The 23,526-nt window shown below is 57.1% G+C and carries 20 protein-coding genes; 6 read left to right on the forward strand and 14 right to left on the reverse strand.

All coding sequences use genetic code 11. From position 1 onward, the window contains the following. Nucleotides 1-53: 53 nt before the first annotated feature. Nucleotides 54-1,631: a hypothetical protein gene (locus DVA43_RS16170; protein WP_114316139.1), complete on the reverse strand. Its 1,578-nt coding sequence runs from the start codon at nt 1,629-1,631 to the stop codon at nt 54-56. Nucleotides 1,632-1,676: 45 nt separating this feature from the next. Between DVA43_RS16170 and DVA43_RS16175 the strand changes: the two genes are divergently transcribed. Beyond that, complete coding sequence (locus tag DVA43_RS16175) at nt 1,677-2,972, forward strand: Gfo/Idh/MocA family protein (protein WP_114316140.1); 1,296 nt, start codon at nt 1,677-1,679, stop codon at nt 2,970-2,972. 107 nt (nt 2,973-3,079) lie between these two features. Continuing rightward, nucleotides 3,080-4,357, forward strand: coding sequence for an ABC transporter substrate-binding protein (locus tag DVA43_RS16180; protein WP_114316141.1), 1,278 nt, complete (start codon nt 3,080-3,082; stop codon nt 4,355-4,357). Between the two features lie 84 nt (nt 4,358-4,441). On the opposite strand, the gene DVA43_RS16185 is transcribed toward DVA43_RS16180, so the two are convergent. Continuing rightward, complete coding sequence (locus DVA43_RS16185; protein WP_114316142.1) at nt 4,442-5,131, reverse strand: LrgB family protein; 690 nt, start codon at nt 5,129-5,131, stop codon at nt 4,442-4,444. After that, nucleotides 5,124-5,534: a CidA/LrgA family protein gene (locus tag DVA43_RS16190; RefSeq protein WP_114316143.1), complete on the reverse strand. Its 411-nt coding sequence runs from the start codon at nt 5,532-5,534 to the stop codon at nt 5,124-5,126. The genes DVA43_RS16185 and DVA43_RS16190 overlap by 8 nt, the downstream gene beginning before the upstream one ends. A 101-nt stretch (nt 5,535-5,635) precedes the next feature. Between DVA43_RS16190 and DVA43_RS16195 the strand changes: the two genes are divergently transcribed. Then, nucleotides 5,636-6,520: a LysR family transcriptional regulator gene (locus tag DVA43_RS16195; RefSeq protein WP_103177874.1), complete on the forward strand. Its 885-nt coding sequence runs from the start codon at nt 5,636-5,638 to the stop codon at nt 6,518-6,520. A 78-nt stretch (nt 6,521-6,598) separates the two neighbouring features. On the opposite strand, the gene DVA43_RS16200 is transcribed toward DVA43_RS16195, so the two are convergent. The 4 genes from DVA43_RS16200 to soxR form a co-directional block, all read right to left on the reverse strand. Next, on the reverse strand, nt 6,599-8,245 hold the full coding sequence (locus DVA43_RS16200) for a Na+/H+ antiporter (protein WP_114316144.1): 1,647 nt from the start codon (nt 8,243-8,245) through the stop codon (nt 6,599-6,601). 151 nt (nt 8,246-8,396) lie between these two features. Beyond that, a complete protein-coding gene (ghxP, locus tag DVA43_RS16205) occupies nt 8,397-9,746 on the reverse strand; it encodes a guanine/hypoxanthine transporter GhxP (RefSeq protein WP_103825408.1) in 1,350 nt (449 codons plus the stop codon). 298 nt (nt 9,747-10,044) lie between these two features. Then, entirely contained in the window at nt 10,045-10,716 is a 672-nt protein-coding gene (locus DVA43_RS16210; protein WP_114316145.1) for a glutathione S-transferase family protein, read from the reverse strand. A gap of 275 nt (nt 10,717-10,991) precedes the next feature. Then, nucleotides 10,992-11,450, reverse strand: coding sequence for a redox-sensitive transcriptional activator SoxR (gene soxR, locus DVA43_RS16215; protein WP_103177870.1), 459 nt, complete (start codon nt 11,448-11,450; stop codon nt 10,992-10,994). Between the two features lie 98 nt (nt 11,451-11,548). On the opposite strand from soxR, the gene soxS reads away from it, so the two are divergent. After that, complete coding sequence (soxS, locus tag DVA43_RS16220) at nt 11,549-11,875, forward strand: superoxide response transcriptional regulator SoxS (RefSeq protein ID WP_103177869.1); 327 nt, start codon at nt 11,549-11,551, stop codon at nt 11,873-11,875. Here soxS and DVA43_RS16225 read toward each other — a convergent pair. Continuing rightward, nucleotides 11,872-13,458 (reverse strand): EAL domain-containing protein, encoded by a 1,587-nt coding sequence (locus DVA43_RS16225; protein ID WP_114316146.1) that lies wholly within the window; start codon nt 13,456-13,458, stop codon nt 11,872-11,874. The genes soxS and DVA43_RS16225 overlap by 4 nt on opposite strands. A 339-nt stretch (nt 13,459-13,797) precedes the next feature. Next, entirely contained in the window at nt 13,798-15,201 is a 1,404-nt protein-coding gene (locus DVA43_RS16230; RefSeq protein WP_114316147.1) for a sensor domain-containing diguanylate cyclase, read from the reverse strand. Nucleotides 15,202-15,748: 547 nt separating this feature from the next. Between DVA43_RS16230 and DVA43_RS16235 the strand changes: the two genes are divergently transcribed. After that, nucleotides 15,749-16,030, forward strand: coding sequence for a YjcB family protein (locus DVA43_RS16235; RefSeq protein ID WP_103825404.1), 282 nt, complete (start codon nt 15,749-15,751; stop codon nt 16,028-16,030). Nucleotides 16,031-16,114: 84 nt separating this feature from the next. Here the strand turns inward: DVA43_RS16235 and ssb1 are convergent, their stop codons facing one another. Continuing rightward, the gene (gene ssb1, locus DVA43_RS16240; protein ID WP_114316148.1) at nt 16,115-16,639 is read right to left on the reverse strand and encodes a single-stranded DNA-binding protein SSB1; all 525 of its coding nucleotides are present in this window, start codon (nt 16,637-16,639) and stop codon (nt 16,115-16,117) included. A 251-nt stretch (nt 16,640-16,890) separates the two neighbouring features. Between ssb1 and uvrA the strand changes: the two genes are divergently transcribed. After that, entirely contained in the window at nt 16,891-19,716 is a 2,826-nt protein-coding gene (gene uvrA, locus DVA43_RS16250; protein WP_103825402.1) for an excinuclease ABC subunit UvrA, read from the forward strand. On the opposite strand, the gene DVA43_RS16255 is transcribed toward uvrA, so the two are convergent. The 4 genes from DVA43_RS16255 to alr all read right to left on the reverse strand — a co-directional run bounded on the left by DVA43_RS16255 (nt 19,717) and on the right by alr (nt 23,512). Then, nucleotides 19,717-20,070: an MmcQ/YjbR family DNA-binding protein gene (locus DVA43_RS16255; protein ID WP_114316149.1), complete on the reverse strand. Its 354-nt coding sequence runs from the start codon at nt 20,068-20,070 to the stop codon at nt 19,717-19,719. A 2-nt stretch (nt 20,071-20,072) separates the two neighbouring features. Further along, nucleotides 20,073-20,489, reverse strand: coding sequence for a secondary thiamine-phosphate synthase enzyme YjbQ (locus DVA43_RS16260; RefSeq protein WP_114316150.1), 417 nt, complete (start codon nt 20,487-20,489; stop codon nt 20,073-20,075). Nucleotides 20,490-20,661: 172 nt separating this feature from the next. Beyond that, nucleotides 20,662-21,855 carry an aromatic amino acid transaminase gene (gene tyrB, locus DVA43_RS16265; protein WP_114316151.1) on the reverse strand — a complete coding sequence of 398 codons (1,194 nt, stop codon included), beginning with the start codon at nt 21,853-21,855 and terminating at the stop codon, nt 20,662-20,664. 577 nt (nt 21,856-22,432) lie between these two features. After that, complete coding sequence (gene alr, locus DVA43_RS16270) at nt 22,433-23,512, reverse strand: alanine racemase (RefSeq protein WP_114316152.1); 1,080 nt, start codon at nt 23,510-23,512, stop codon at nt 22,433-22,435. Between the last annotated feature and the right edge of the window lie 14 nt (nt 23,513-23,526).

Genomic DNA, 23,526 nt, shown 5'->3' on the forward strand with positions numbered 1-23,526 from the left:
CATTCCCTACCCGCAGCATACAGACAACCCCGACCGCAGTTTTTATTCTTTAGTTACAGCGACTCGCCGAGGCTTCTGGCAAAGCGCTCCAGCCGAGCCGGGCTCAGCAACAGCGGCAGGAAGAGCGGGCTGCTGGCGGGCGGTTCTGTCAGCCAGCGATCCAGGGTGTCGCTGAAGTGCAGCAGCCGCTGCTGATGCTGCTTCAGGGTATCGGCAGGCAGACTTTGCGGACCGTAGTGATCCAGCCACACGACGTCGGTCACGGCGGCGGCGACGTGAGAGAACATCTGGCTGTAGATCTCCGCGCTGCGCCAGGCGGCCAGCAGGATCGCCAGGGTGTCGTCCGGGCAGGTTATACGCGGCATCAGTTCACGCAGGTTATGCAGCGTACGTGACGCCAGGAAGCAGGCGGCCTCTTTTTCCAGCGCCACCCGTTCACGCTGCTCTTTGCCAAGAACAGGATCGTCGGCGGGCATCAGCGGCTGCCAGGCGTGCAGCCAGTTGGCGCTGCGGGTGTCCGTATGGAGCAATTGCTGCGCCTGGGCAATGCTCTCCGGGATCTGGCTCTGGTAGTGCAGCCGCCGTCCGAGGAAGTTTGGCGTTTTGCACAGCCAGTCGTAGCTGGCGTGGAGGATGGCCGAAAGCTGATGTTTGTCCGCCAAAGCGCGAAAGCCGAACTGATGGTGTTCAGCCCAACGCTCGAAGGTAGCGGGCAGCGCGGCATCGGCGGCATGGTTGGCGGCAGAGAGGCCAAACAGGTTGATGGCGTTGACGGAGTCCATCACCCGGCTGTCGGGCAACCACTGCCAGCTCACGCGGGAGGTAATCGCTTCGATTTCGTTTTCTGTGGCGCTGAGCGCCCAGCTTAAGCGGCCACCAATCTCATCGGCCAGATAGCATGGCAGGGCAGTCCAGCCGTAGCCGATACCGAAGAGATCGTATTCGATCCACTTTTTATGCCCCGGCAGGTTGGCGATGTTGGGATGGTTGGCAAAACCGGGGTGGTAATCCAGCTCGGTGGCTTTTACCGAGGCGCGCACGTCGTCCGGGAGCGTCGCCAGAATGCCGGAGAGCTGCTGTCGCGGCCAGCTGTTGTCAATGAAGTCGCGCAGGATGAGCTTTTTTCCCTGGGCGCGCAGTAGGCTCCAGACATCATGCAGGCTTTGCTGCCAGCGGCTGGTCTGAAAGTCTGGCGTCGTCAGGCTGAGAATAAGCCCGCCGAGATGGGGCAGCGCCTGTAAAAGCGGATGCAGTATCGCGGCATAAAAAGGGTGCCAGAAATCGGGCGCGTGCTTTTCGTCGAACGTCAGTTCCGGAAATTTACGCTTAATAATGTCGTCATTGGGCGCGGCCTCACCCTGAAGCCAGAACGATAAATTATTTTCCGCCAGGTAACTGTCGACGCGTTTTAAATAGTGCAGGGCGTAATTTTGCTGATGAATAAGGTTCTCGACGTTGAGTTTCTGGCTTAGCGGCGAGGGCGTCGCAAGTATTGAAAGCAGTTCCTGTTGGTGCAGGATGATGCCAGTGAAACCGTGCTGTTTCGCGCTTTTCACGCCCTGAATAAACCAGGGCCAGTGCCAGATAAACGTGCTGTTCAGCTCCATCAGTTGATGGGGAATACGTTTCATTGCGTCACCTGCTGATATTAATTCTGTTATTTAATCGAGGATGCCATGAAAAAATATGCTCTGGTCGGAACCGGCGGTCGCGCGGGTTTATATATTTCCGCCATCGGTGGCGCCTGGCGGGAAAATGCCAGACTGGTCGCGTTCTGTGATACTAACAAGACGCGCATGCAGTACGCCAATCAGTTATTAAAAAACGAAGGGGCGGAGCCGGTTTCCACCTGGCTGGCGGCGCAGTTTGAAGAGATGATCCGCGAGACGCAGCCCGATATCGTCATTGTTACCACCATGGACCGTACCCATGATGACTACATCGTGCGCGCCCTGCACGCTGGCTGCGATGTGATCACCGAAAAGCCGATGACCATCGACGAACAGCGCGCCTTGCGCATACTCGATGCCATTGAAGAGACGGGCCGTAGCGTGCGCGTGGCCTTCAACTACCGCTACGCGCCGCACCACAGTAAAGTGCGCGAACTGCTGATGCAGGGGACCATCGGCAAGGTCACCTCGGTCCATTTCGAGTGGCTGCTCAACACCGAACACGGCGCGGACTACTTCCGCCGCTGGCACCGGGAAAAGCGCAACAGCGGCGGCCTGCTGGTGCATAAATCCACCCACCACTTCGATCTGATGAACTTCTGGCTGGGCAGCTACCCGGAACGGGTTTACGCCGAAGGCAGCCTGCAGTTCTACGGCAGAGAAAATGCGGAGAAACGCGGCGTGACCCGGTTCTACCCGCGCGCCCACGGCTTTGCCGACGCGAAAGACGACCCGTTTGCGCTGCATATGGAAGAGAATGCGCAACTTAAGGCGCTCTATCTGGACGCCGAACACGAAGATCGCTACTTCCGCGATCAGAGCGTCTTCAGCGACGGGATCACCATCGAAGATACGATGTCGGTGCTGGTGAAATACCAGAACCAGGTCCAGCTCACCTACTCCCTCAATGCCTACCTGCCGTGGGAAGGGCTGAACGTGGTCTTTAACGGCACTGAAGGACGTCTTGAAATGAAGATCGTCGAGAAGTCCTACGTCAATGCCGGGGGCGAGCGCGAAAATGAGGGCAGCCTGGAGCAGTGCGACCTCACCGTCTTCCCGATGTTTGCCGAACCCTGGAAAGCGGAATTCAGCCTCGGCGAAGGGGGCCACGGCGGCGGCGACAACGCGATGCTGGCCGACCTGTTCGGCGAGCCACGCCACGATCCGCTGCAGCGCGCAGCCGACCACCGTGCCGGGGCTATGTCTATCCTCACCGGCATTGCGGGCAATATCTCCATGCAGCAGCAGCGTCCGGTCAACTTTAAGGAGTTTGAGCTGGTATCCCGTCTGACGAAACGCTAAGCGTCTCACCCCGGCGCGGCCCGCTGCCGCGCCGGAACCGCCGGTAGTATTTTGCAGTTACTCACCTGTTTAATAACAATATTTATGCCTCTGTTCCGGAGACAATAATGAAAAAACTCGTTTCAGGTGTTATCGCATCGCTGTTATTTTCCTGTACCTCTGTCTGGGCACAAGCGCCCGTTGAACTACGCATGTCGTGGTGGGGTGGCAACAGCCGCCACCAGGCCACACTCAAGGCGCTGGAAGCCTTCGAAAAAGCGCATCCGGAGATTAAGGTCAAGCCCGAATACACCGGCTGGGACGGGCATCTTTCGCGCCTGACCACCCAGATGGCGAGCGGCACCGAGCCGGATGTAATGCAGACCAACTGGCCCTGGCTGATCCTCTTTTCCAAAAACGGCGAAGGGTATTACGACCTGAATAAGCTGAAAGCGGAGCTCGATTTAAGCCAGTACCAGGCGCAGGATCTGCAATCGACCACGGTGAAAGGCAAGCTCAACGGCCTGCCGATCTCGGTCAACGCCCCGGTCTTTTACTACAACGACGTCACCTGGCAGAAAGCCGGGCTGACGTATCCGAAAACCTGGGACGACTTTTTTGCCGCCGGGAAAGTGTTCCAGCAGAAGCTCGGCAACAACTACTACCCCTACGCCATGGTCGATCAGGATGTCATTTTGCTGCTCAATGCGTACATGATGCAGACCCACCAGAAGCCGATGTTCAACAGCGATGGCACCTTTGCATGGAACGATGCCCAATGGGTCGAGGCCTTCGATTTTGTGAAACGTCTGAGCGATGACCACGTTCTGCCGTCGCCAAAGACCCTCTCCTCCTACGGCAAGGGCAATCTCTATGAGATGAAGCCGTGGATTAACGGCGAGTGGGGCGGGCTCTTCACCTGGAACATCACCATTCGCATGTTTGCCAACAACATGACGCCACCGGCGAAGCTGGTGCTGGGCGACTACGTGATGCAGCCCGGCACAGAGGAGTCCGGAGTTTACTTCAAAACGGCGCAGATGCTGTCGGTGGCAAAATCCACTAAACATCCGAAAGAGGCGGCGATTCTGGTGAATTATCTGCTTAACGATCCGCAGTCGGTGGAGGCTCTTGGGCTGGAGCGCGGCATTCCGCTCAACAAGGCGGCGGAGGCGCAGCTGACGGAGAAAGGGGTGATTGACCCGCAGGATCCGGTAATTGCCGGGCTACGCCAGGCACAGTCGCTGCACACCACAGTCGTCGCCACGCCCTATATTGAGGATTTACAGGTGATCGACCAGTTCACCTCGGCGCGGGAAAAACTGGAACAGGGCCAGGCATCCGCTCAGGTCGCGGCGGATTTCCGCCAGAAGGTGGAGCGGATTGTGCGCAGACTTAACCGTTAGAGTATTGCCCGGCGGCGCTGCGCTTGCACGGGCCTACGGTCTTTGTAGGCCGGGTAAGCGCAGCGCCACCCGGCAGAAAACGGCTCAGAACATCAACCAGCCCACCAGCGGGGCCACCAGCACCATCAACACGCCGGAGAGCATCATCACCAGGCTTGCCACCACGCCCTCCTGCTGGCCCAGCTCGTAGGAGCGCGCGGTGCCCGCCCCGTGGGAGGCCGCGCCAAACCCCGCCCCTTTCGCCATCCCTTCGCGGATCGAGAGCCGCAAAAACAGCATATCCCCTACCGCCATGCCAAACACCCCGGTGACCACCACGAACAGCGCCACCAGATCCGGCTGTCCGCCGAGTGGTTTCGCCGCCGCCAGGGCAAAAGGCGTGGTGACGGAGCGTACCGCCAGGCTGCGCTGGATCTCGTCCGACAGGGTAAACAACCGCGCCAGCCAGACCGAGCTGGTGACGGCCACCACCGTGGCGGTGATCACCCCGGCGGAGAGCGACATCCAGTGGCGTTTTATCACCGCGAGGTTATCGTAAACCGGCACCGCAAAGGCGATGGTCGCCGGACCCAGCAGCCACAGCAGCCAATGCGCTTCACCAATATAGTTCTGCCACGAGATATGCCCCCACACCAGCATCATCACCAGCAGGATCGGGGTGAAAACCAGCGGCATCAGGGGCAGTTTACGAAAGCGGCGGTAGAGGCGCTTGTTAGCAAAATAGATAATCAGCGTCACCACCAGGCAGAGGACGCTGACCTGAAAGTTAGTCATGTTTCTGCCTGCTGATTTCAAAGCGGTAGACTTTATCCACCACCAACGCGGTCGCGCCCAGCACCATCAGCGTGCTCAGGGCGATCACCGCAAAGATACGCCAGCCGTCCACCATCAGTAGCTGGACGTAATTGACCACCGCCACCACTGCCGGAACGAAAAAGAGCAGCATCTCCGCCAGCAGCCAGCGCGACCCCGCCCGCACCCAGCTGAGAGGAATAACGCGACAGAGGATCAGGCTGAACATCAGCACCATGCCGACCAGATTGGCCGGCAGCGGCAGATGGAGCCAGCGAACAAGGTATTCAGCGAAGACAAACAGACCGGCATAGAGCAGGACCTGAACCGGTACCTGGAGTCGTTGCACGACGGCAGGCGTAACGCGACCTAACGCCACGGTCATGGGGGATTTCCTCAAAATGAGACGGAGCGCCAGTATAGTCAGCGCCCGTAATTGACTGAAATGAATTAAAATCATCAAAGGTATAGTTTCGAGGAATAGTCATGGACATACGCACGCTGCGTTACTTTGTCGAAGTGGTCCGCCAGCAGAGTTTTACCCGCGCCGCGGAGAAGCTCTTTGTTACCCAGCCCACCATCAGCAAAATGCTGAAAAACCTCGAAGATGAACTCAACTGTACCCTGCTGATCCGTGACGGGCGCAAGCTGCTGCTGACCGACACAGGCCGCGTGGTGTTTGAACGCGGGCTGGCGATCCTGGCGGAGTTTCGCCAGCTGGAGGCCGAGCTTGGCGACATCAACCACCTGAACAAGGGCATACTGCGCCTCGGCATCCCGCCAATGGTGGGAATGATGATGGCCGGGCCCATCGGCCTGTTTCGCCAGCGTTACCCCGGCGTAGAGCTAAAAATTTCTGAATTTGGCGGCTTAACCGTCCAGCAGGCGGTGATCAACGGCGAGCTGGATCTGGCCATGACCGCCCTGCCGGTGGAAGAGGATAGCGGTCTGACGGCGCTGCCGCTGTTCAGCCATCCCCTCTGTGTGCTGGTGCCGCGCTCCGGCAGCTGGCTGTCGCTCGACGCCATCAACCCTGAACTCCTCGCCGAGCATCCGCTGCTGATCTACAACGAAGATTTTGCCCTCAGCCGCCAGCTGATGCAGCTGTTCAACCAGCACGGCGTTAAGCCGCGTATCGCGGTGCGTAGCGGGCAGTGGGACTTTCTGGCTGCAATGGTGCAGGCGGGGGTGGGAATTGCCATCCTGCCGCAGCCCATCTGCGAACGGCTGGATAAAAAGACCCTGCGCTGGATCCCGCTCCAGAGCGATCTGCACTGGCAGCTGGGGATGATCTGGCGGGAAGGGGTCTATCTGTCGCACAGCGCTCAGGCGTGGTTGAAATGTTGTGAAGGATTTTGGGTGGGAGAATAGCGCCGGGTGGCGGCGTCGCCTTACCCGGCCTACGGTTTACCAGGCCCGGTAAGCGCAGCGCCACCGGGCAATCAACCACTACGGCTTCTCAACCAACAGCGCTTCCATCAGATCGAGATCGTGCAGCAGTTTTTGCAGCGTCTCGTTGCTGATCTCCCGGGTGGCGCGCAGATGATACAGCTCCGCACGTTCGGCACGCAGCGCGGCCAGGCGGAAGCGACGCTCCAGGTTCTCTTCCTGCAGCGAGCTCTCTACATCATTTCGGCCATCGGCGCGGCGGCGCAGGTTACCAATGACCCGCGAGCTCACCTCTTTCAGCAGCTGCGTATCGAGGTTCTCTTCGGTATCGGCCGCCAGGCGCTCTTCCATCTTCTGGATAGTGACAATCGCCACTTCAGCGGTGGCCGCCCGGGCGATACGCGCCTCTTTATGCTGCTGAACGTGATCGCCCACCTCCATATGTTGCAGCAGGATGGGCAGCATCACCACGCCGACAAACAGCGAGAACAGGATCACCCCCGCTGCCAGGAACACCAGCTCATAGCGCGCCGGGAAGACATCGCCGGTCGGCAACAGCAGCGGGATGGAAAGCACACCGGCCAGGGTGATCGCCCCGCGCACGCCCGCAAAGGTGGAAATCAGCAGCTCACGGGTCGTCCAGGAGCCAAACTCCATCGGTTTATTTTTCAGGAAGCGGACGCTGAATTTTTTCATCGTCCACAGCCAGCCGAAACGCACCAGCATCAGCGCGGCATAAATCAGCACGATGTCGGTAAACAGCATCCAGGTGTCGACGTTCGGGTCAGCCTCGGCCGCCACCAGGGAGGACTCCAGGATGCCCGGCAGCTGCAGGCCCAACAGCAGGAAGACCATGCCGTTAAAGACAAACTCCAGCATCGACCAGGTGCTGTTGGCGCGCAGGCGCATCGCCAGCGGCGCAGTACGCATCACGCCGGAACGGGTGATGGTCATCCCCGCCGCCACCGCCGCCAGAATGCCCGACACGCCAATGTGCTCGGCAATCAGATAAGAGGCGAACGGCAGCAGGAACAGCAGTACGATCTGCGTGGCGGGTTCATCACCGCCCCAGCGGCTGAGGAAGCGCAGCGAGCGGCCATACAGCCAGCTCACTACAAACCCGGCGAGGATACCGCCAATCGCCACTTTCAAGAACTCCACGGTGGCGCCGCCGACGGTAAAGACCATGGTGCCCATCGCCACGGCAACCGCAAACTTCAGCGCCACCAGGCCGGAGGCGTCGTTCATCAGCGCCTCGCCCTGCAGGATCCCCATGATTTTTTTCGGCATGCGCCCTTCACCCACAATGCCGGAGAGCGCCACGGCATCCGTTGGCGACAGCACCGCCGCCAGTGCAAAGGCTGGTATCAGCGGGATCCCCGGCACCACCCAGTAGATGAGAAAACCGATCCCCATGACGGTGATAACCACCAGCGCCAACGCCAGACCCAGGATCTCGCGGCCGTGCTCAAGAAACTCGCGCGTGGGCGTTTTCCAGCCGTCGGCAAAAAGTAAAGGAGGAATAAACAGCACCAGAAACAGTTCCGGATCAAACTCGACATGCAATCCGAACGTCGGCCAGGCCAGCAGAGCACCGATGGCAATCTGCATGAGCGGCAGCGGTAGCTGAAAGGGCAGTACGCGGGTAACCACCCCGGAAAGTGAGACCACAAGGGTCATGATGAGTATTGTGAAGAAAATTTCCATGCGATCCCTGTTTGCGATAAATCTGTTCGTTTAAGCCATTGGCATCTTGCCTTAGTCTACCTTCCCCAGAGTAACGCATAAGACAACGAGATGTGTTCCGAAAATGAAAACGGGCGGCCTGAGCCACCCGTCTTTTTGCGCAGTTGACAGCTTAGATAGCCCAGCCGCCCGCGTAGAACGCCACCAGCGCCACGGCAATCACCACCGTACCGATGTTCAGCTTACGCCATTCACCGGAGACGATACGCCCGATCACCAGCGACGCGAAACCGATCATGATGCCGGTTACGATGTTACAGGTCAGCACGATGAAGACCGCGGTGATCAGACCGGCCATTGCGTCAACGAAGTCGGCAAAGTCAATTTTCGCCACGTTGCTCAGCATCAGCAGGCCCACATACATCAGCGCAGGTGCGGTGGCGTACGCCGGAACCAGATAGGACAGCGGCGCGAGGAACAGGATCAGCAGGAACAGCACGCCGATGGTGATCGCCGTCAGACCGGTTTTACCGCCTGCCGCCGTACCCGCCGCCGATTCGATATAGACGGCTGCCGGAGCAGCACCTACCAGGCCCGAGAAGACGCTGCTCAGGGAGTCGGTGGTCAGCGCTTTGCCGCCGTCGATAATCTGACCGTCTTTATCCAGCAGGTTCGCCTGACCGGCTACCGCGCGAATGGTGCCGGTGGCATCAAAGACCGCGGTCATCACCAGCGCCAGCACGCTTGGCAGCACGACAGGGTTGAGCGCGCCCATGATATCCAGGCTGCCAATCAGCGAGTTGCCGTTTTCGTCACTCAGGGATGGCATGGCGAATACGCCGGAGAAGTGTACGGCAGGGTCGAAAATCAGGCCGACAATGGAGACGCCGATGATGGTCAGCAGAATGCCGCCCGGCACTTTCAGTTTTTCCAGACCAATGATCACCGCCAGGCCAATCAGCGACATGATCACCGGGAAGCTGGCGAAATCACCCAGCGCAACCGGCAGACCGTCCAGCGGGTTTTTGATCACCAGGCCAACGCCGTTGGCGGCAATCAGCAACAGGAACAGACCGATACCAATCCCGGTGCCGTGCGCAACGCCCTGCGGCAGGTTGCGGAGGATCCAGCTACGGATGCCGGTGGCAGAGATGATGGTAAACAGCACACCCATCAGGAACACGGCGCCCAGCGCAACCGGCACGCTGATCTGCTGGCCCAGCACCAGGCTGAACGCGGTAAAAGCGGTCAGCGAGATGGCACAGCCGATCGCCAGCGGCAGGTTAGCCCACAGGCCCATCACGATGGAGCCGACACCGGCCACCAGACAGGTGGCGACGAAGACCGCCGCCGGTGGGAAACCGGCTTTACCCAGCATGCCCGGCACCACGATCACCGAGTAGACCATCGCCAGGAAGGTCGTCAGACCGGCAACGATCTCCTGACGCGCGGTGCTGCCGCGGGCAGAAATTTTAAAAAAGGCGTCGAGTGAACCGCCGGTACGCGCAGATGGCGTAGACATAGAAAACATCCCCTGAAAATTATAATTGTCGTCTGTCAGCGTGACGGACACTCCACGACCCGCTAAACGTCATATCCTTGTGCTGCGTTTATGACAAAAAGGGGAGTCATAAAAAAAGCAAACGTTTAGCTTTGCGCTGACAAAACGGGTGTCGAAATGAAGGCAAACGATTATCCGTCCTCAATGCGGGCATTTTCAACTTAACTTTGACGTTTTTCGCCAAAATGCGTGCGAGGCGGTGAAGAAGTGAACAGAGTATGCGCAAACGTTATCGTGAATGCGCAATTTGATAACAATTTCAGGACCCGCCAGGGATCTCGAACGGCCCGCCCTGCTGGATCGCCCGCTGCCAGGCCGGACGCATTTCGACATTTTTCTTCCAGCTTTGCAGGCGGGGAAGATTGTCTATGCCGCCGCGTTCCAGCAGGGCGAAGACCGGGAAGCTCATCTGCACGTCCGCCATGCTGAGATGATCCCCGGCGAACCAGCGATGCTTCTCCAGCGAGGATTCCAGAAAGCGGGCGTGCGTTTCCAGCTGACGGTTAAGATAGGCCTTCTCAACCCCCTGCCCCAGCACCTTGCCGAGCGTTCGCAGGCCAAACGGGACGGGCAGTTTACCGAGGCTGGCGAAGACCAGCTTCATTAGTAGCAGCGGCATTAACGATCCTTCTGCGTAATGGAGCCAGAAACGGTATTGCAGCTTTAGCTCACGATCCTGCGGCTTCATCTGCGACCCGGGATCGTAAGTTTCCTGCAAATATTCGAGGATAGCGCCCGATTCCGCCAGGATCAGGCCGTTGTCCTCCAGCACCGGGGATTTTCCCAGCGGGTGAACTTTGCGCAGCGTGGCGGGGGCCATCATGGTCTTATCCCGCTGATAACGAACGATCTGGTACGGTAGTGAGAGCTCTTCCAGCGCCCAGAGCACGCGCTGCGATCGGGACTGGTTGAGGTGGTGGACCTTAATCATCGTCATCTCCAGTTGGGCTTATCCACTAACTATAGAAAATTGCACAACCTGGCAAAAAAATTTTGCCGAGTTTTTGCGCGATGAGGCTGGTAAAGCTAAGGCCGCGGCCTAGACTTAAAGTGTCAGCACAAGCCGGAACCTCCACCAGATGCTCGACTGAGGGGTGTTGATGTCGGGGGAAACCCTCCTGTGAACCAGCGGGATAGAGAGAAAGACAAAGACCGGGAACAAACTAAAGCGCCCTGTTGTGGCGCTTTAGTTTTTTATGCGGCCGGTTAATCCTCTTCCAGCAGCCGCGCGCCGGTTCCCTGCTCGCCCAGCTTATCGCCAGGGTTACGCAGCGGGCAGTCGCTGCGCGACAGGCATCCGCAGCCAATGCATCCGTCCAGCTCATCGCGCAGCGCCACCAGGGTGTGAATGCGCCGGTCCAGCTCATCACGCCACTGGGAAGAGAGGGCCTTCCACTCCTTTGCGCTCAGGGTATGCCCTTCCGGCAGGATACCAAACGCCTCGCCAATGGTGGCCAGCGGGATACCAATACGCTGGGCAATCTTAATGATCGCCACATAGCGCAGCACGTCACGGGTATAGCGGCGCTGGTTGCCGGCGTTGCGGATGCTTTTAATTAACCCTTTGCTTTCATAGAAGTGCAGTGCAGAGACCGCCACACCGCTACGCCTTGCCACCTCGCCCGGAGACAGCAGCGGTTTAATCCGCGGTAATTTCTTTTCCATAAAACCTCTTTACCTCAAGTTAATTTGAGGAATTATACTCGCCCGCAGACAAAACGACGAATCAACCGATACAGGTGTATCCAGAGAGAGGCTGCTCTATGTCACATCAACAAATTATTCAGACACTTATTGAATGGATGGATGACCATATCGATCAACCTTTGAGTATTGATGTGGTGGCGAAGAAGTCGGGTTACTCGAAGTGGTACTTGCAGAGAATGTTCCGCGCCGTCACACACCAGACGCTGGGCGAGTACATTCGTCAACGCAGATTATTGCTGGCGGCCCAGGCGTTACGCACCACCCAGCGACCCATTTTTGATATCGCTATGGATCTGGGTTATGTCTCCCAGCAGACCTTCTCTCGCGTCTTCCGCCGCGAATTTGATCGCACTCCCAGCGACTATCGCCATCAGCTCAATTAGTGGCTATGAGCAAGGGCTGTCGCGACGGGCTGATGTTGCCAGGTCATGAAATCCTGCGGTGACATTGCCTTGGCAAAGTGCCAGCCCTGGCAATACTGAACGCCGCGCTTGTTCAACCACATCACCTGCTCCACGGTTTCTACCCCTTCCGCGATGGTTTTCAGGCGCAGGCTTTGAGCCATTTCGATAATGTGCTCAACGATAAGATGGCTGGTGCTGTTGGTGGTCAGCGTATCGATGAAGGTCTTGTCGATTTTCAGGATATCCACGTTCAGCGAGTAGAGGTTGTGCAGGTTGGAATAGCCGGTACCAAAATCGTCAATCGCCACCTCATATCCCGCCTGGCGGAATGCCTGAATTACCGGCGTGGTCCTGGGGACATCAATGAAACCGCGCTCCGTCACTTCAATTTTGATCTGCTGGGCCCGCACATTATAGTGCCGGGCTTTATCGGTGATCATCGCAATCAGGCGTGAAGAGTGGAAGTCCGTTGCCGAGAGGTTAATGGAGATATAAAGATGCGGGTTACAGGCCAGGAAATGGCCCAGATCGCTGAAGACTTCTTCTACCACGTAATCGGTAATACGTTCGCTCATCCCCTCTTTTTCTGCCAGCGGGATAAACTCTACCGGGCTCATTACCGGGCCGTTAAAGCCAGGCCAACGCAACAGCGCTTCTGCGCCGACACACGCATTTGTTTTAATGTCGATAATGGGCTGGTAATGCAGGCAAAGTTGTCTTTTATTTAATGCCCGGTGCAATAAGCGACCCGGAGAATTAAATTCGCGTCGCGTCCGTGACCACATCAATAAAATGATAATACTGCTGATCATGCCCAGCGGCAGGGTTAATGTCGCCTGATGATAGAGCACTTCGTAAAAGCGCTGATTAGTCGTGGAAACAATAGCGGCAATCGGGCGTTTGTCCGAATGAACAATAGTGTAAAAGCGGCCTTCGTTCTGGAATATAGCTTCGTTATCGCCAATCAGCTTTTTTAATGCCTTTTCTTTTGCCTGTTCACTGATAGAGAAAAAGTCGTTGTTCACCGTATCAAATACTCCCCACGCCAGGGAGCGGTCGGCTGACATCACTTCGCTATAGGTCAGGGGATTAACCACCACCACATAATTACCGACCTGCATATAGGTCATTTTATATCCCGCATAAAAAGGCGTATCGCGGTAATAATAGATAGAGACGTCAGGGGCGCGTTGATAATTGGCAGCAGAGATTAAATAGGGGTTTTCAGGCGTGCTGGTGGTTGAGCAGAGAAACGCTTTACCTTCGGCGTACAGCAGGTCGGCAATGTAGAGTCGGCCCCGGACGATATTTAACATATATTGCCGGTGTTCCGGTGTGCAAATATTGCCCGAGTATTTTTCAGCCGCATGACGTGCCAGCTCAACCTGCTGAATAACCAGTTCAGTTTTGTCTAAAGCAAGAGCAGCAAATGAGCGAAGTTGACTGCTTGTTTCGTTGACCGCGCGTTGCTGAGCAAACCATAGCGCAAGCATCACAGGTAGCAAAACTACCATGATAACCCCGACTATCCTCAGCACCTTGTCCCGTGCGTTACGATTCATTTCCGCCCTATTATCCCTGCTTTTTATGTGCCTGTAGTCATGAAGGCCGGATGCTTTGCTAAACAGGTGATTACGTTGCATGAATCATGCGAAGTTAGCAACTGACTTTTAACGCCAATAACCTAATATTGAGTTATGCCGATAATATTTGTCCGTAAGCCAAACTGAAAGTATTCGTTTCGTGTTTATTAAGTTAAATAATTACCGATCCAGGAAGCCAGGCTCCCGGATAACTCAACAGAAAATCGTCGATTAAGCCAAACTACCTACAGAATGAAAAAAGCGCAACTTCATCATGAAATTTTGTGCTATTTAACCCTTCAGGATGATTGAAGTGATTTATAAATAATCAACCGCGACGATTGTTTTACCTCTTCCACCGCGCTTGGCATCGTAAAGTGCCTTATCTGCGCTAATGAGTAGCGATGAGGTATCGCGTGGTTTTCCGCTCACCTCCACCACGCCCGCACTGAAAGAGAGCGTTAAGGTGCGGCTACCGACCTTGAGCGGCGTGAGGGAGAGCGCCTGACGGAGCACCGTGGAGAGCTGCACTGCCGCATCGCTGTGAGTTTTGGGCAGCAACAGTAAAAACTCCTCTCCCCCCACCCGGCCCAGCGCCGCCCCCGGGGGGATCACCGTCCGCAGGCAGTCGCAAAAATGCACCAGCGCGGCATCGCCCACCAGATGCCCCCACTTATCATTTATCTGTTTAAAGAAATCCAGGTCGAGCATCATGACAGCGAAGTGGCTGTCAGCCTCTTCGCGCTGGCAGGTCTCCAGCGCAGCGCCAATCTGCTGCAGGATGGCAGAGCGGTTCAGACAGCGAGTCAGATCGTCGGTGGTGGCCTTCACCTCCAGCTGCTGCTCCGCTTTTTTACGCGCGGTAATATCGAGCCCGATATTAAGGATAGAGCCGTCCGGCAGAGAGATGTTTGACCACAGGATCGTCAGCTGAACGCCGTCCCGCCGCAGCGGATGCCATTCGTACATGTCGTTCAGCGGGGTGGTATTGACCGACTCGCGCACCCGGCGGCGCTCCTCCGGGTCAGGGTAAAAGAGCGCCAGCGGATCGGCATGGGCGTTGATCTCCGCCATCGTCCAGCCAAACACCTTTTCGCATTCGGCATTCCACAATACGCAGCGGCTATGCCGGTCAAAGGAGTTCATCAGTACCGGTGCCCGCTCAAACAGGGTTTTATACTGGGTGATCATCCGCTGCATCTCTTTTGCCGTGCGCTCACGGGCAACGAGGCCGGTCAAATAGTCCTTCAGTTTTTCGACCAGGATCACCACTACCTCTTTTAGCACGGTGATGCTGTTTTGCGGTTGCGTAAAGCCGAGGAAGAAGTAGCCGTTGCAGCGATCCTGTTGCAGCGACAATTTATACAGCACGCCACACTGTAAATGCGTATGGCCCGGATGGGTGGCAGGAAATAAAAGCGTACCGATCTTCTCTTTCCAACAGATCACCCGCCATGCCCGGTGATGACGCTGCAATAACGCACTGGAAAGAAAGGCTTTAATTTCTGGAGAATGGCAGGTTAATTCGCCGACGCTGACAAACTGCGGCTGGCCCGCATCGTCCTCCATCATCACCCAGCTGGTCTGGGCGCCAAAGGTATGATTAATCGTCTGGAGAAGATCCGTTAAGGTTTGTTGCGACGATAATTTTGGCATTAATTTAGCTAATGCGTGCAGAGCCCGCGTGCTGTCATTTATATTCTCTCGATTTGCTTGCTTCATCGTTTTATTCGTCGCTCATTTAACGAGATAAAAAATGTCGCAACGAATAAATCAGGAGTGAAAGGATACGCAGCCAGCATCTATTATTGCGGCTGTCTGACCCTGTCGAAAAAGAAAGTGTGTGTAAAATTAAAAGTACAGCAAATAATAACCAGTAAAAGCCTGATTTATTTATTACGGGCTAGTCACGTAACCGGATGAAGCATAATCCATCGCCCTGAGGCTGTAAATATTGTACATCGGCATGCTGCCTGTACATGTTTTCTTATCCCAATGAATTTTCAATAAAGTTGTCGCAAACGGGCACTTAGCAGACTAAAGAAATATTTCTTCGGGCTATTTATACAACAAAAGCCGGGTTAAAAAACGCCATTTTCATGCATTTGCCCACTGGCGAATAAAAGAACAAGTGTGATATAGTTCACACATCTGATGTAACAAAAAACATCGTTTCATTTTGTCAGTCTGAGCTTGCCGGTAGCCAGTTTGCCACGTCCGGGCAACGTCGCGCTACACCCGGCGGCGGTTATCTTTGAGGATCGGTCTTATGGCAGCTATTACCACCGGTGTTGTCTTTGCACGCTGGGAGTTGTTAAGCGCGGTGCTGATGTTTCTGGCCAGTACGCTGAATATACAGTTCAAGAAATCGGATTACGCGGTACTGGCGGTGATCAGCACCTGTCTGGGTCTGGCGGCGGCCTGCTGGTTTGCCACCGGCCTGTTGGGCATCACCCTGCTGGATATGGCCGCGGTCTGGAATAACGTTAAAACGATCATGGTTGAGGCAATGAGCCATACGCCGCCGGACTGGCCGATGATGTACACCTGATGCCCGCGGGCATAAAGGCTGAATACAAAAAACCCAGACATGCGTCTGGGTTTTTTTGTTTTTGCGAATCGCAGGTTCTGGCTATCAGAACGGGATGTCGTCGTCGAAATCCATTGGCGGTTCGTTGGACTGCGCTGGCGCAGACGGCTGCTGCGGACGGGACTGCGCGCCGCCGCTGAACTGGTTGCCGCCCTGCGGCTGCTGAGGCTGACCCCAACCGCCCTGCTGCTGGCCGCCACCTGCTGGTGCGCCGCCGCCCTGACGACCGCCCAGCATCTGCATGGTGCCGCCAACGTTCACCACCACTTCAGTGGTGTATTTTTCCTGACCGGATTGATCGGTCCATTTGCGGGTACGCAGCTGGCCTTCAATATAGACCTGAGAACCTTTACGCAGATACTCACCGGCCACCTCAGCCAGTTTGCCAAACAGCACGACGCGGTGCCATTCGGTCTGCTCTTTCATCTCACCGGTCGCTTTATCACGCCAGGATTCGGAGGTAGCCAGCGTAATGTTGGCCACTGCACCACCACTCGGCATATAGCGTACTTCCGGGTCCTGGCCCAGATTACCGACGAGAATCACCTTGTTTACGCCTCTGCTGGCCATGATCGTGTCTCCTGAAAACAATTTCTAAATAGTGTAAACGCGCGAGTGTACCATTTCCATGCCGCATGTTCATAGCTGCGAGGCGGATTCCACCCAACTCTTTTCGTGGTCTATTTTTGCACAACGAATCTGAATTTGCATCTCAATACTGTATATCCAGACAGGTCAATTTGTGTCATAATTAATCGTTTATGCCGGTTGTCCTTCAAACAAACCAGGCATTCCGTGTATCTACCTACCGGGAAAGGTGAATGGATAAGATCGAAGTTCGGGGCGCCCGCACCCACAATCTCAAGAATATCAACCTCGTCATCCCTCGCGACAAGCTGATTGTCGTCACCGGGCTTTCAGGCTCAGGCAAATCCTCTCTGGCTTTCGACACCCTCTATGCCGAAGGACAGCGTCGTTACGTTGAGTCGCTCTCTGCTTATGCGCGTCAGTTCCTGTCGCTGATGGAAAAACCGGACGTCGACCATATCGAAGGGTTGTCGCCTGCCATCTCCATTGAGCAGAAGTCGACCTCCCACAACCCGCGCTCCACCGTCGGGACCATCACCGAAATCCATGACTACCTGCGTCTGCTCTATGCCCGCGTAGGCGAGCCGCGCTGCCCGGACCACGATGTCCCGCTGGCGGCCCAGACCGTCAGCCAGATGGTGGACAACGTGCTGGCGCAGCCGGAAGGCAGACGCCTGATGCTGCTGGCGCCAATCATTAAAGAGCGTAAGGGCGAGCACACCAAAACGCTGGAAAACCTGGCAAGCCAGGGCTATATCCGCGCCCGTATCGACGGGGAAGTGTGCGATCTCTCCGATCCACCGAAGCTGGAGCTGCAAAAGAAACACACCATTGAGGTGGTGATTGACCGCTTTAAGGTGCGTGACGACATGACCCAGCGCCTGGCGGAGTCGTTCGAGACCGCGCTGGATCTCTCCGGCGGTACGGCGGTGGTTGCCGATATGGACGACCCGAAAGCGGAGGAGCTGCTCTTCTCCGCCAACTTCGCCTGCCCGGTGTGCGGCTACAGCATGCGCGAGCTGGAACCGCGTCTGTTCTCGTTCAACAACCCGGCGGGCGCCTGCCCGACCTGTGATGGCCTGGGCGTACAGCAGTACTTCGATCCCGATCGGGTGATCCAGAACCCGGAATTGTCGCTGGCTGGCGGCGCTATCCGCGGCTGGGATAAGCGTAACTTCTACTATTTCCAGATGCTGAAGTCGCTGGCAGAGCACTATAAATTTGACGTTGAAGCGCCGTGGGGCAGCCTGAGCCCAACCGTGCACAAAGTGATCCTGTTCGGTTCCGGCAAAGAGAACATCGAGTTCAAATACATGAACGATCGCGGCGATACCTCGGTGCGTCGCCATCCGTTTGAAGGCGTGCTGCACAATATGGAGCGCCGCTACAAAGAGACCGAATCCAGCGCCGTGCGTGAAGAGCTGGCGAAGTTCATCAGCAACCGCTCCTGCGCCACCTGTGACGGTACCCGTCTGCGTCGTGAAGCGCGCCACGTATATGTGGAAAACACGCCGCTGCCAGCTATCTCAGACATGAGCATCGGTCATGCGATGGACTTCTTCACCAACCTGAAGCTCTCCGGCCAGCGGGCGAAAATCGCCGAAAAAGTGCTGAAAGAGATTGGCGATCGTCTGAAATTCCTGGTGAACGTTGGCCTGAACTACCTGACGCTTTCCCGCTCCGCAGAGACGCTTTCCGGCGGCGAGGCCCAGCGTATCCGTCTGGCGAGCCAGATTGGTGCGGGCTTAGTGGGCGTCATGTACGTGCTGGATGAGCCGTCTATCGGCTTGCATCAGCGTGACAACGAGCGTCTGCTTGGGACCCTGATTCACCTGCGTAACCTCGGTAACACGGTGATTGTGGTTGAGCACGATGAAGATGCCATCCGCGCCGCCGACCATGTGATCGACATCGGGCCGGGTGCGGGTGTCCACGGCGGCCAGGTAGTGGCGGAAGGGCCGCTGGACGCCATCATGGCGGTGCCGGAGTCCCTGACCGGCCAGTACATGAGCGGTCAACGCAAGATTGAGGTGCCAAAACAGCGCGTGCCTGCCAACCCGGAAAAAGTGCTGAAGCTCACCGGCGCTCGCGGCAACAACCTGAAAGACGTGACGCTCACCCTGCCGGTCGGCCTGTTCACCTGTATTACCGGGGTGTCGGGTTCCGGTAAATCGACGCTGATTAACGACACGCTGTTCCCGATTGCCCAGACCCAGTTGAACGGGGCGACGCTGGCTGAACCGGCGCCGTATCGCGAGATCCACGGTCTGGAGCACTTCGACAAAGTGATCGATATCGACCAGAGCCCGATTGGTCGTACTCCGCGCTCTAACCCGGCGACCTATACCGGTGTATTCACGCCGGTACGTGAACTCTTTGCCGGCGTGCCGGAATCGCGCTCACGCGGCTACACGCCGGGCCGCTTCAGCTTTAACGTGCGCGGCGGGCGCTGCGAAGCCTGTCAGGGCGATGGAGTGATCAAAGTTGAGATGCACTTCCTGCCGGATATCTACGTGCCGTGCGATCAGTGCAAAGGCAAGCGCTATAACCGCGAAACGCTGGAGATCAAATACAAAGGCAAGACCATCCACGAAGTGCTGGATATGACCATCGAAGAGGCGCGCGAGTTCTTTGATGCCGTTCCAGCACTGGCGCGTAAGCTCCAGACCCTGATGGATGTCGGTCTCACCTACATTCGTCTGGGCCAGTCGGCTACCACCCTCTCGGGCGGGGAGGCGCAGCGCGTGAAGCTGGCGCGTGAGCTCTCCAAACGCGGCACCGGACAGACGTTGTACATTCTGGATGAGCCGACCACCGGTCTGCACTTTGCCGATATCCAGCAGCTTCTCGACGTGCTGCACCAGCTCAGAGATCAGGGCAACACCATCGTGGTGATTGAGCACAACCTGGACGTGATTAAAACCGCGGACTGGATTGTCGATCTCGGTCCGGAAGGCGGCAGCGGCGGCGGTGAAATACTGGTTTCCGGCACCCCGGAAACCGTCGCGGAGTGTGAAGCCTCGCACACCGCCCGCTTCCTTAAACCGCTTCTGAAGTAGTTACACTGACAGCTGCTGCCGGGTCATCTCCGGCAGCAGTTCCACCGCCTGCTTGTAAGAGGCATCCACCAGATAATAAATCTGCGAATCCGGAATCAACCCGTCCAGATAGACCGTGCTCCAGTGCGCTTTATTCAGGTGCTTGCTGGGACGCACGTCGTTGTGCTGCTGGCGCAACAGTTCCGCCAGTTCAGGGCTGGTTTTTAACGAGGCCGCCGGACGCCCCTCCACATCTTTCACCATCGCAAACAGCACGTCGGCGACTTTGATTTGGGTTGCCTTCCAGTCGCTGTGCACACTTTGCTCCGCACCCGGCTTATTCATGCAGTACTGAAGTATCTCCGAAATTGTCATCTTTATTCCCCTTGTAGCGTGGCGATGATTTTGCGCGAACCGCCGTGGATACGATGTTCTCCCAGCCAGATCCCCTGCCAGGTGCCCAGTTGCAGGCGGCCATGATTGACCGGCAGCAGCAAAGAGACGCCTAGCGTGGAGGATTTAATATGGGAAGGCATGTCGTCTGGCCCCTCGTCATCATGTTCCCAGCGGGCACTGTCGGGAATGGATTTGAGAAAATGCTGCTCCATATCGGAACGGACGGTGGGATCGCAGTTCTCGTTAAGAGTGAGAGAGGCTGACGTATGTTGCAGCAACAGATGAAGTAAACCCACGTTGATGCGGGGAAGATCGCGAATCTGACCGATGACCTCGTCCGTCACCAGGTGAAAACCGCGAGACCTGGCGCGCAGGGTCAGGGTTTGCTGATACCACATGTGCTGCTCCGTTTTACAGGTTGATCCCTCTAAGTGTGCAGCAATACGACGAAAGGTAAAACCCGCAGCGGGTAAATCTGCTTAAAAAGTGTTCCTGTCTGCGCCAGGAGCCAGTGAGGGATTATCTCTTTACGGCCCCCTTCGCCAAAAGAAGGAGGCCGTGAGTAAGTGCTTACATTACAGCAGCGAAGGCCTTCGCCACGCGCTGAACGTTGCCGCTGTTCAGGCCTGCAACGCACATGCGTCCGCTGGCAATCAGATAGACGCCGAACTCGTCGCGCAGGCGGTCTACCTGCTGTGCGCTGAAGCCGGTATAGCTGAACATACCGCGCTGCTGGAGCAGATAGTCGAAGTTGTGCCCCGGAACGGCATCCTTCAGCACATCCACCAGCGTCTGGCGCATGGCGAGAATGCGGGTGCGCATCGCTTCCACTTCTGCCAGCCACTCGGCTTTGAGTTCGTCATCACCCAGCACGGTTGCCACCACCTGCGCACCGAAGTTTGGTGGGCTGGAGTAGATGCGGCGCACAGTGGCTTTCAGCTGACCCAGCACGCGCCCGGCGGCGTCCTGATCTTCACAGACCACCGACAGGCCGCCGACACGTTCGCCATACAGCGAGAAGATTTTAGAGAAGGAGTTGCTGACCAGCGCCGGCAGATCTGCACTGGCGATAGCGCGGATGGCGTAGGCGTCCTCTTCCATCCCGGCGCCAAAGCCCTGGTAGGCGATGTCGAGGAACGGGATCAGGTTGCGGGCCTTCAGCACCTCGATAACCGCATCCCACTGCGCATTCGTCAGATCGGCACCGGTCGGGTTATGGCAGCATGGGTGCAGCAGCACAATGCTGCGTTCCGGCAGGGTACTCAGTTTTTCCAGCAAGGCGCCAACGCGTACGCCGTTGGTCTGGTCGTCGAACCACGGATAGGTATTCACCGTAAAACCCGCGCCTTCAAAGATGGCGACGTGGTTTTCCCAGGTCGGGTCGCTCACCCAGACACCGGATTCCGGGAAATATTTGTGCAGGAAGTCGGCGCCGACCTTCAGCGCGCCGGAGCCGCCCAGCGTCTGGATGGTTGCGACACGCTTCTCCGTCAGCACCGGATGGTCTGCACCAAACAGCAGCGGGGCGATGGTGTGACGATAGCTGTTAAGCCCTTCCATCGGCAGATAGAGCGACGCACCATGCGGTGTGGCATTGAGACGCGCTTCGGCTTTGGCAACGGCCTGCAGCTGCGGGATGATGCCCGCTTCGTTGTAGTAAAGACCGATACTGAGGTTAACTTTATCGCCACGCGGATCGTCTTTGAAACGCTCCATTAATGAGAGGATGGGGTCGCCAGCATAGGCGTCGACTTTCTGGAACACGCGATGGTTCTCCGGATAATAATGAGGCAGGGAATTCAACAATAAACCGGAAGTGGCAGAAGATCGAGAGGATGTTAATGAAGATGGGGTGTGGGCGACAGAACCTGCGGCGCGGCCTGTTTCTCCTCACCCTGGTCCTGCAGGGTCCGGGAATCGCCAGTAATTTTATTGCCCTTAAAGCCATGCCGGAATCCTAAGGAGATAAATAACTTACAGCGGCTCCCTGGTCCGGCTGAAAATCGCCGAAGCGTTTCCGGAAGGCCGGGGCGAGGCGCAGGGACGCGCCGAGAGGGCATAGCCTGCAGGGATGCAGGCTGGTGCCCGACCCGAAAGCCTGAAGGAATAAACTGAGGGCACCGCGAAGCGGCGATTTTCTTTGCCGGGAGCCGGGATTGCTAAGGGGGCGGCGGCGAGCCCCCTTAGCACGTTCACGGGTGACGTGGTTTACAGAGAAGCAGCGAACGTAAGGTGAACGGAACAACCACTTCAGTCGTATGTTCCCCTTACCCCAGCCCTTTTCTGAGAGGGAAACGGCCGTGCGGATATCTCATCCCTCCAGGGGGAGGGAAAGTTAATATCAATCGAGATACCGCATCGCCAGGCGCGACGTCAGTCGCGTGATAAGTTCGTAAGCACTTACTTTTGTGATTTCCGCGATTCGCTCCACGGGCAAACCTTCGCCCCAGAGGGTCACCGGATCGCCTGCTTTCTCCTGCGCCTCTGGCCCGAGGTCAACGCAGATCATATCCATCGCCACGCGGCCAACAATGGTCACTTCCCGGCCATTCACCAGCACTGGCGTTCCGGATGGCGCTGCGCGCGGATAACCGTCGCCGTAGCCCATCGCCACCACGCCTAAACGGGTGTCGCGCTCGCTGATCCAGGTCCCGCCGTAGCCGACCGGTTCACCGGCTTTGTGCTCGCGCACCGCAATCAGGCTGGAAGTCAGCGACATCACCGGCTGAAAACCAAAGTCCGGTCCCCAGGGCTTACCCTCCAGCGGCGAGACGCCGTACAGGATGATACCCGGACGCGCCCAGTCAAAATGAGACTGCGGCCAGAGCAAAATACCGCCAGAGGCCGCAATCGAACGCATCCCCGGCTTGCCTTCGCAGAAGGTGTTAAAGATATCGAGCTGCTGCTCGGTGGCGCCACAGTCCGGTTCATCGGCGCGGGCAAAATGGCTGACGATATTGACTGGCTGACGTACATTCCTGCACCGGCTTAAGCGCTGGTAAAACGCCTCCGCCTGCTCCGGGCGCACGCCCAGACGGTGCATGCCAGTGTCGAGCTTCATCCACACGGTGACGGGCTCGCTGAGCACCGTATTTTCCAGTGCTTCGAGCTGTTCCAGATTGTGTACGGCGGTATGCAGCCGTTGCGTGGCGATAGTCGGGAGATCGGCGGCGTTAAAGAAGCCTTCGAGCAGCAGAATCGGCTGGGTGATCCCCCCTTCGCGCAGGCGCAGGGCTTCTTCGAGACGGGCGACGCCAAAGGCGTCGGCATCAGGGAGCGTTCGCGCGGTCTCAATGAGACCGTGTCCGTAAGCGTTCGCTTTCACGACTGCAACGAGCTTGCTGGCGGGCGCCAGTTCACGCAGGCGTTGCAGGTTGTGTCGCAGAGCGCGGCGGTTAATGACTACTGTTGCCGCTTGCATTGCAAATCCTTGTT

The organism is Leclercia sp. W6, from assembly GCF_003336345.1.
Classification (GTDB): Bacteria; Pseudomonadota; Gammaproteobacteria; order Enterobacterales; family Enterobacteriaceae; genus Enterobacter.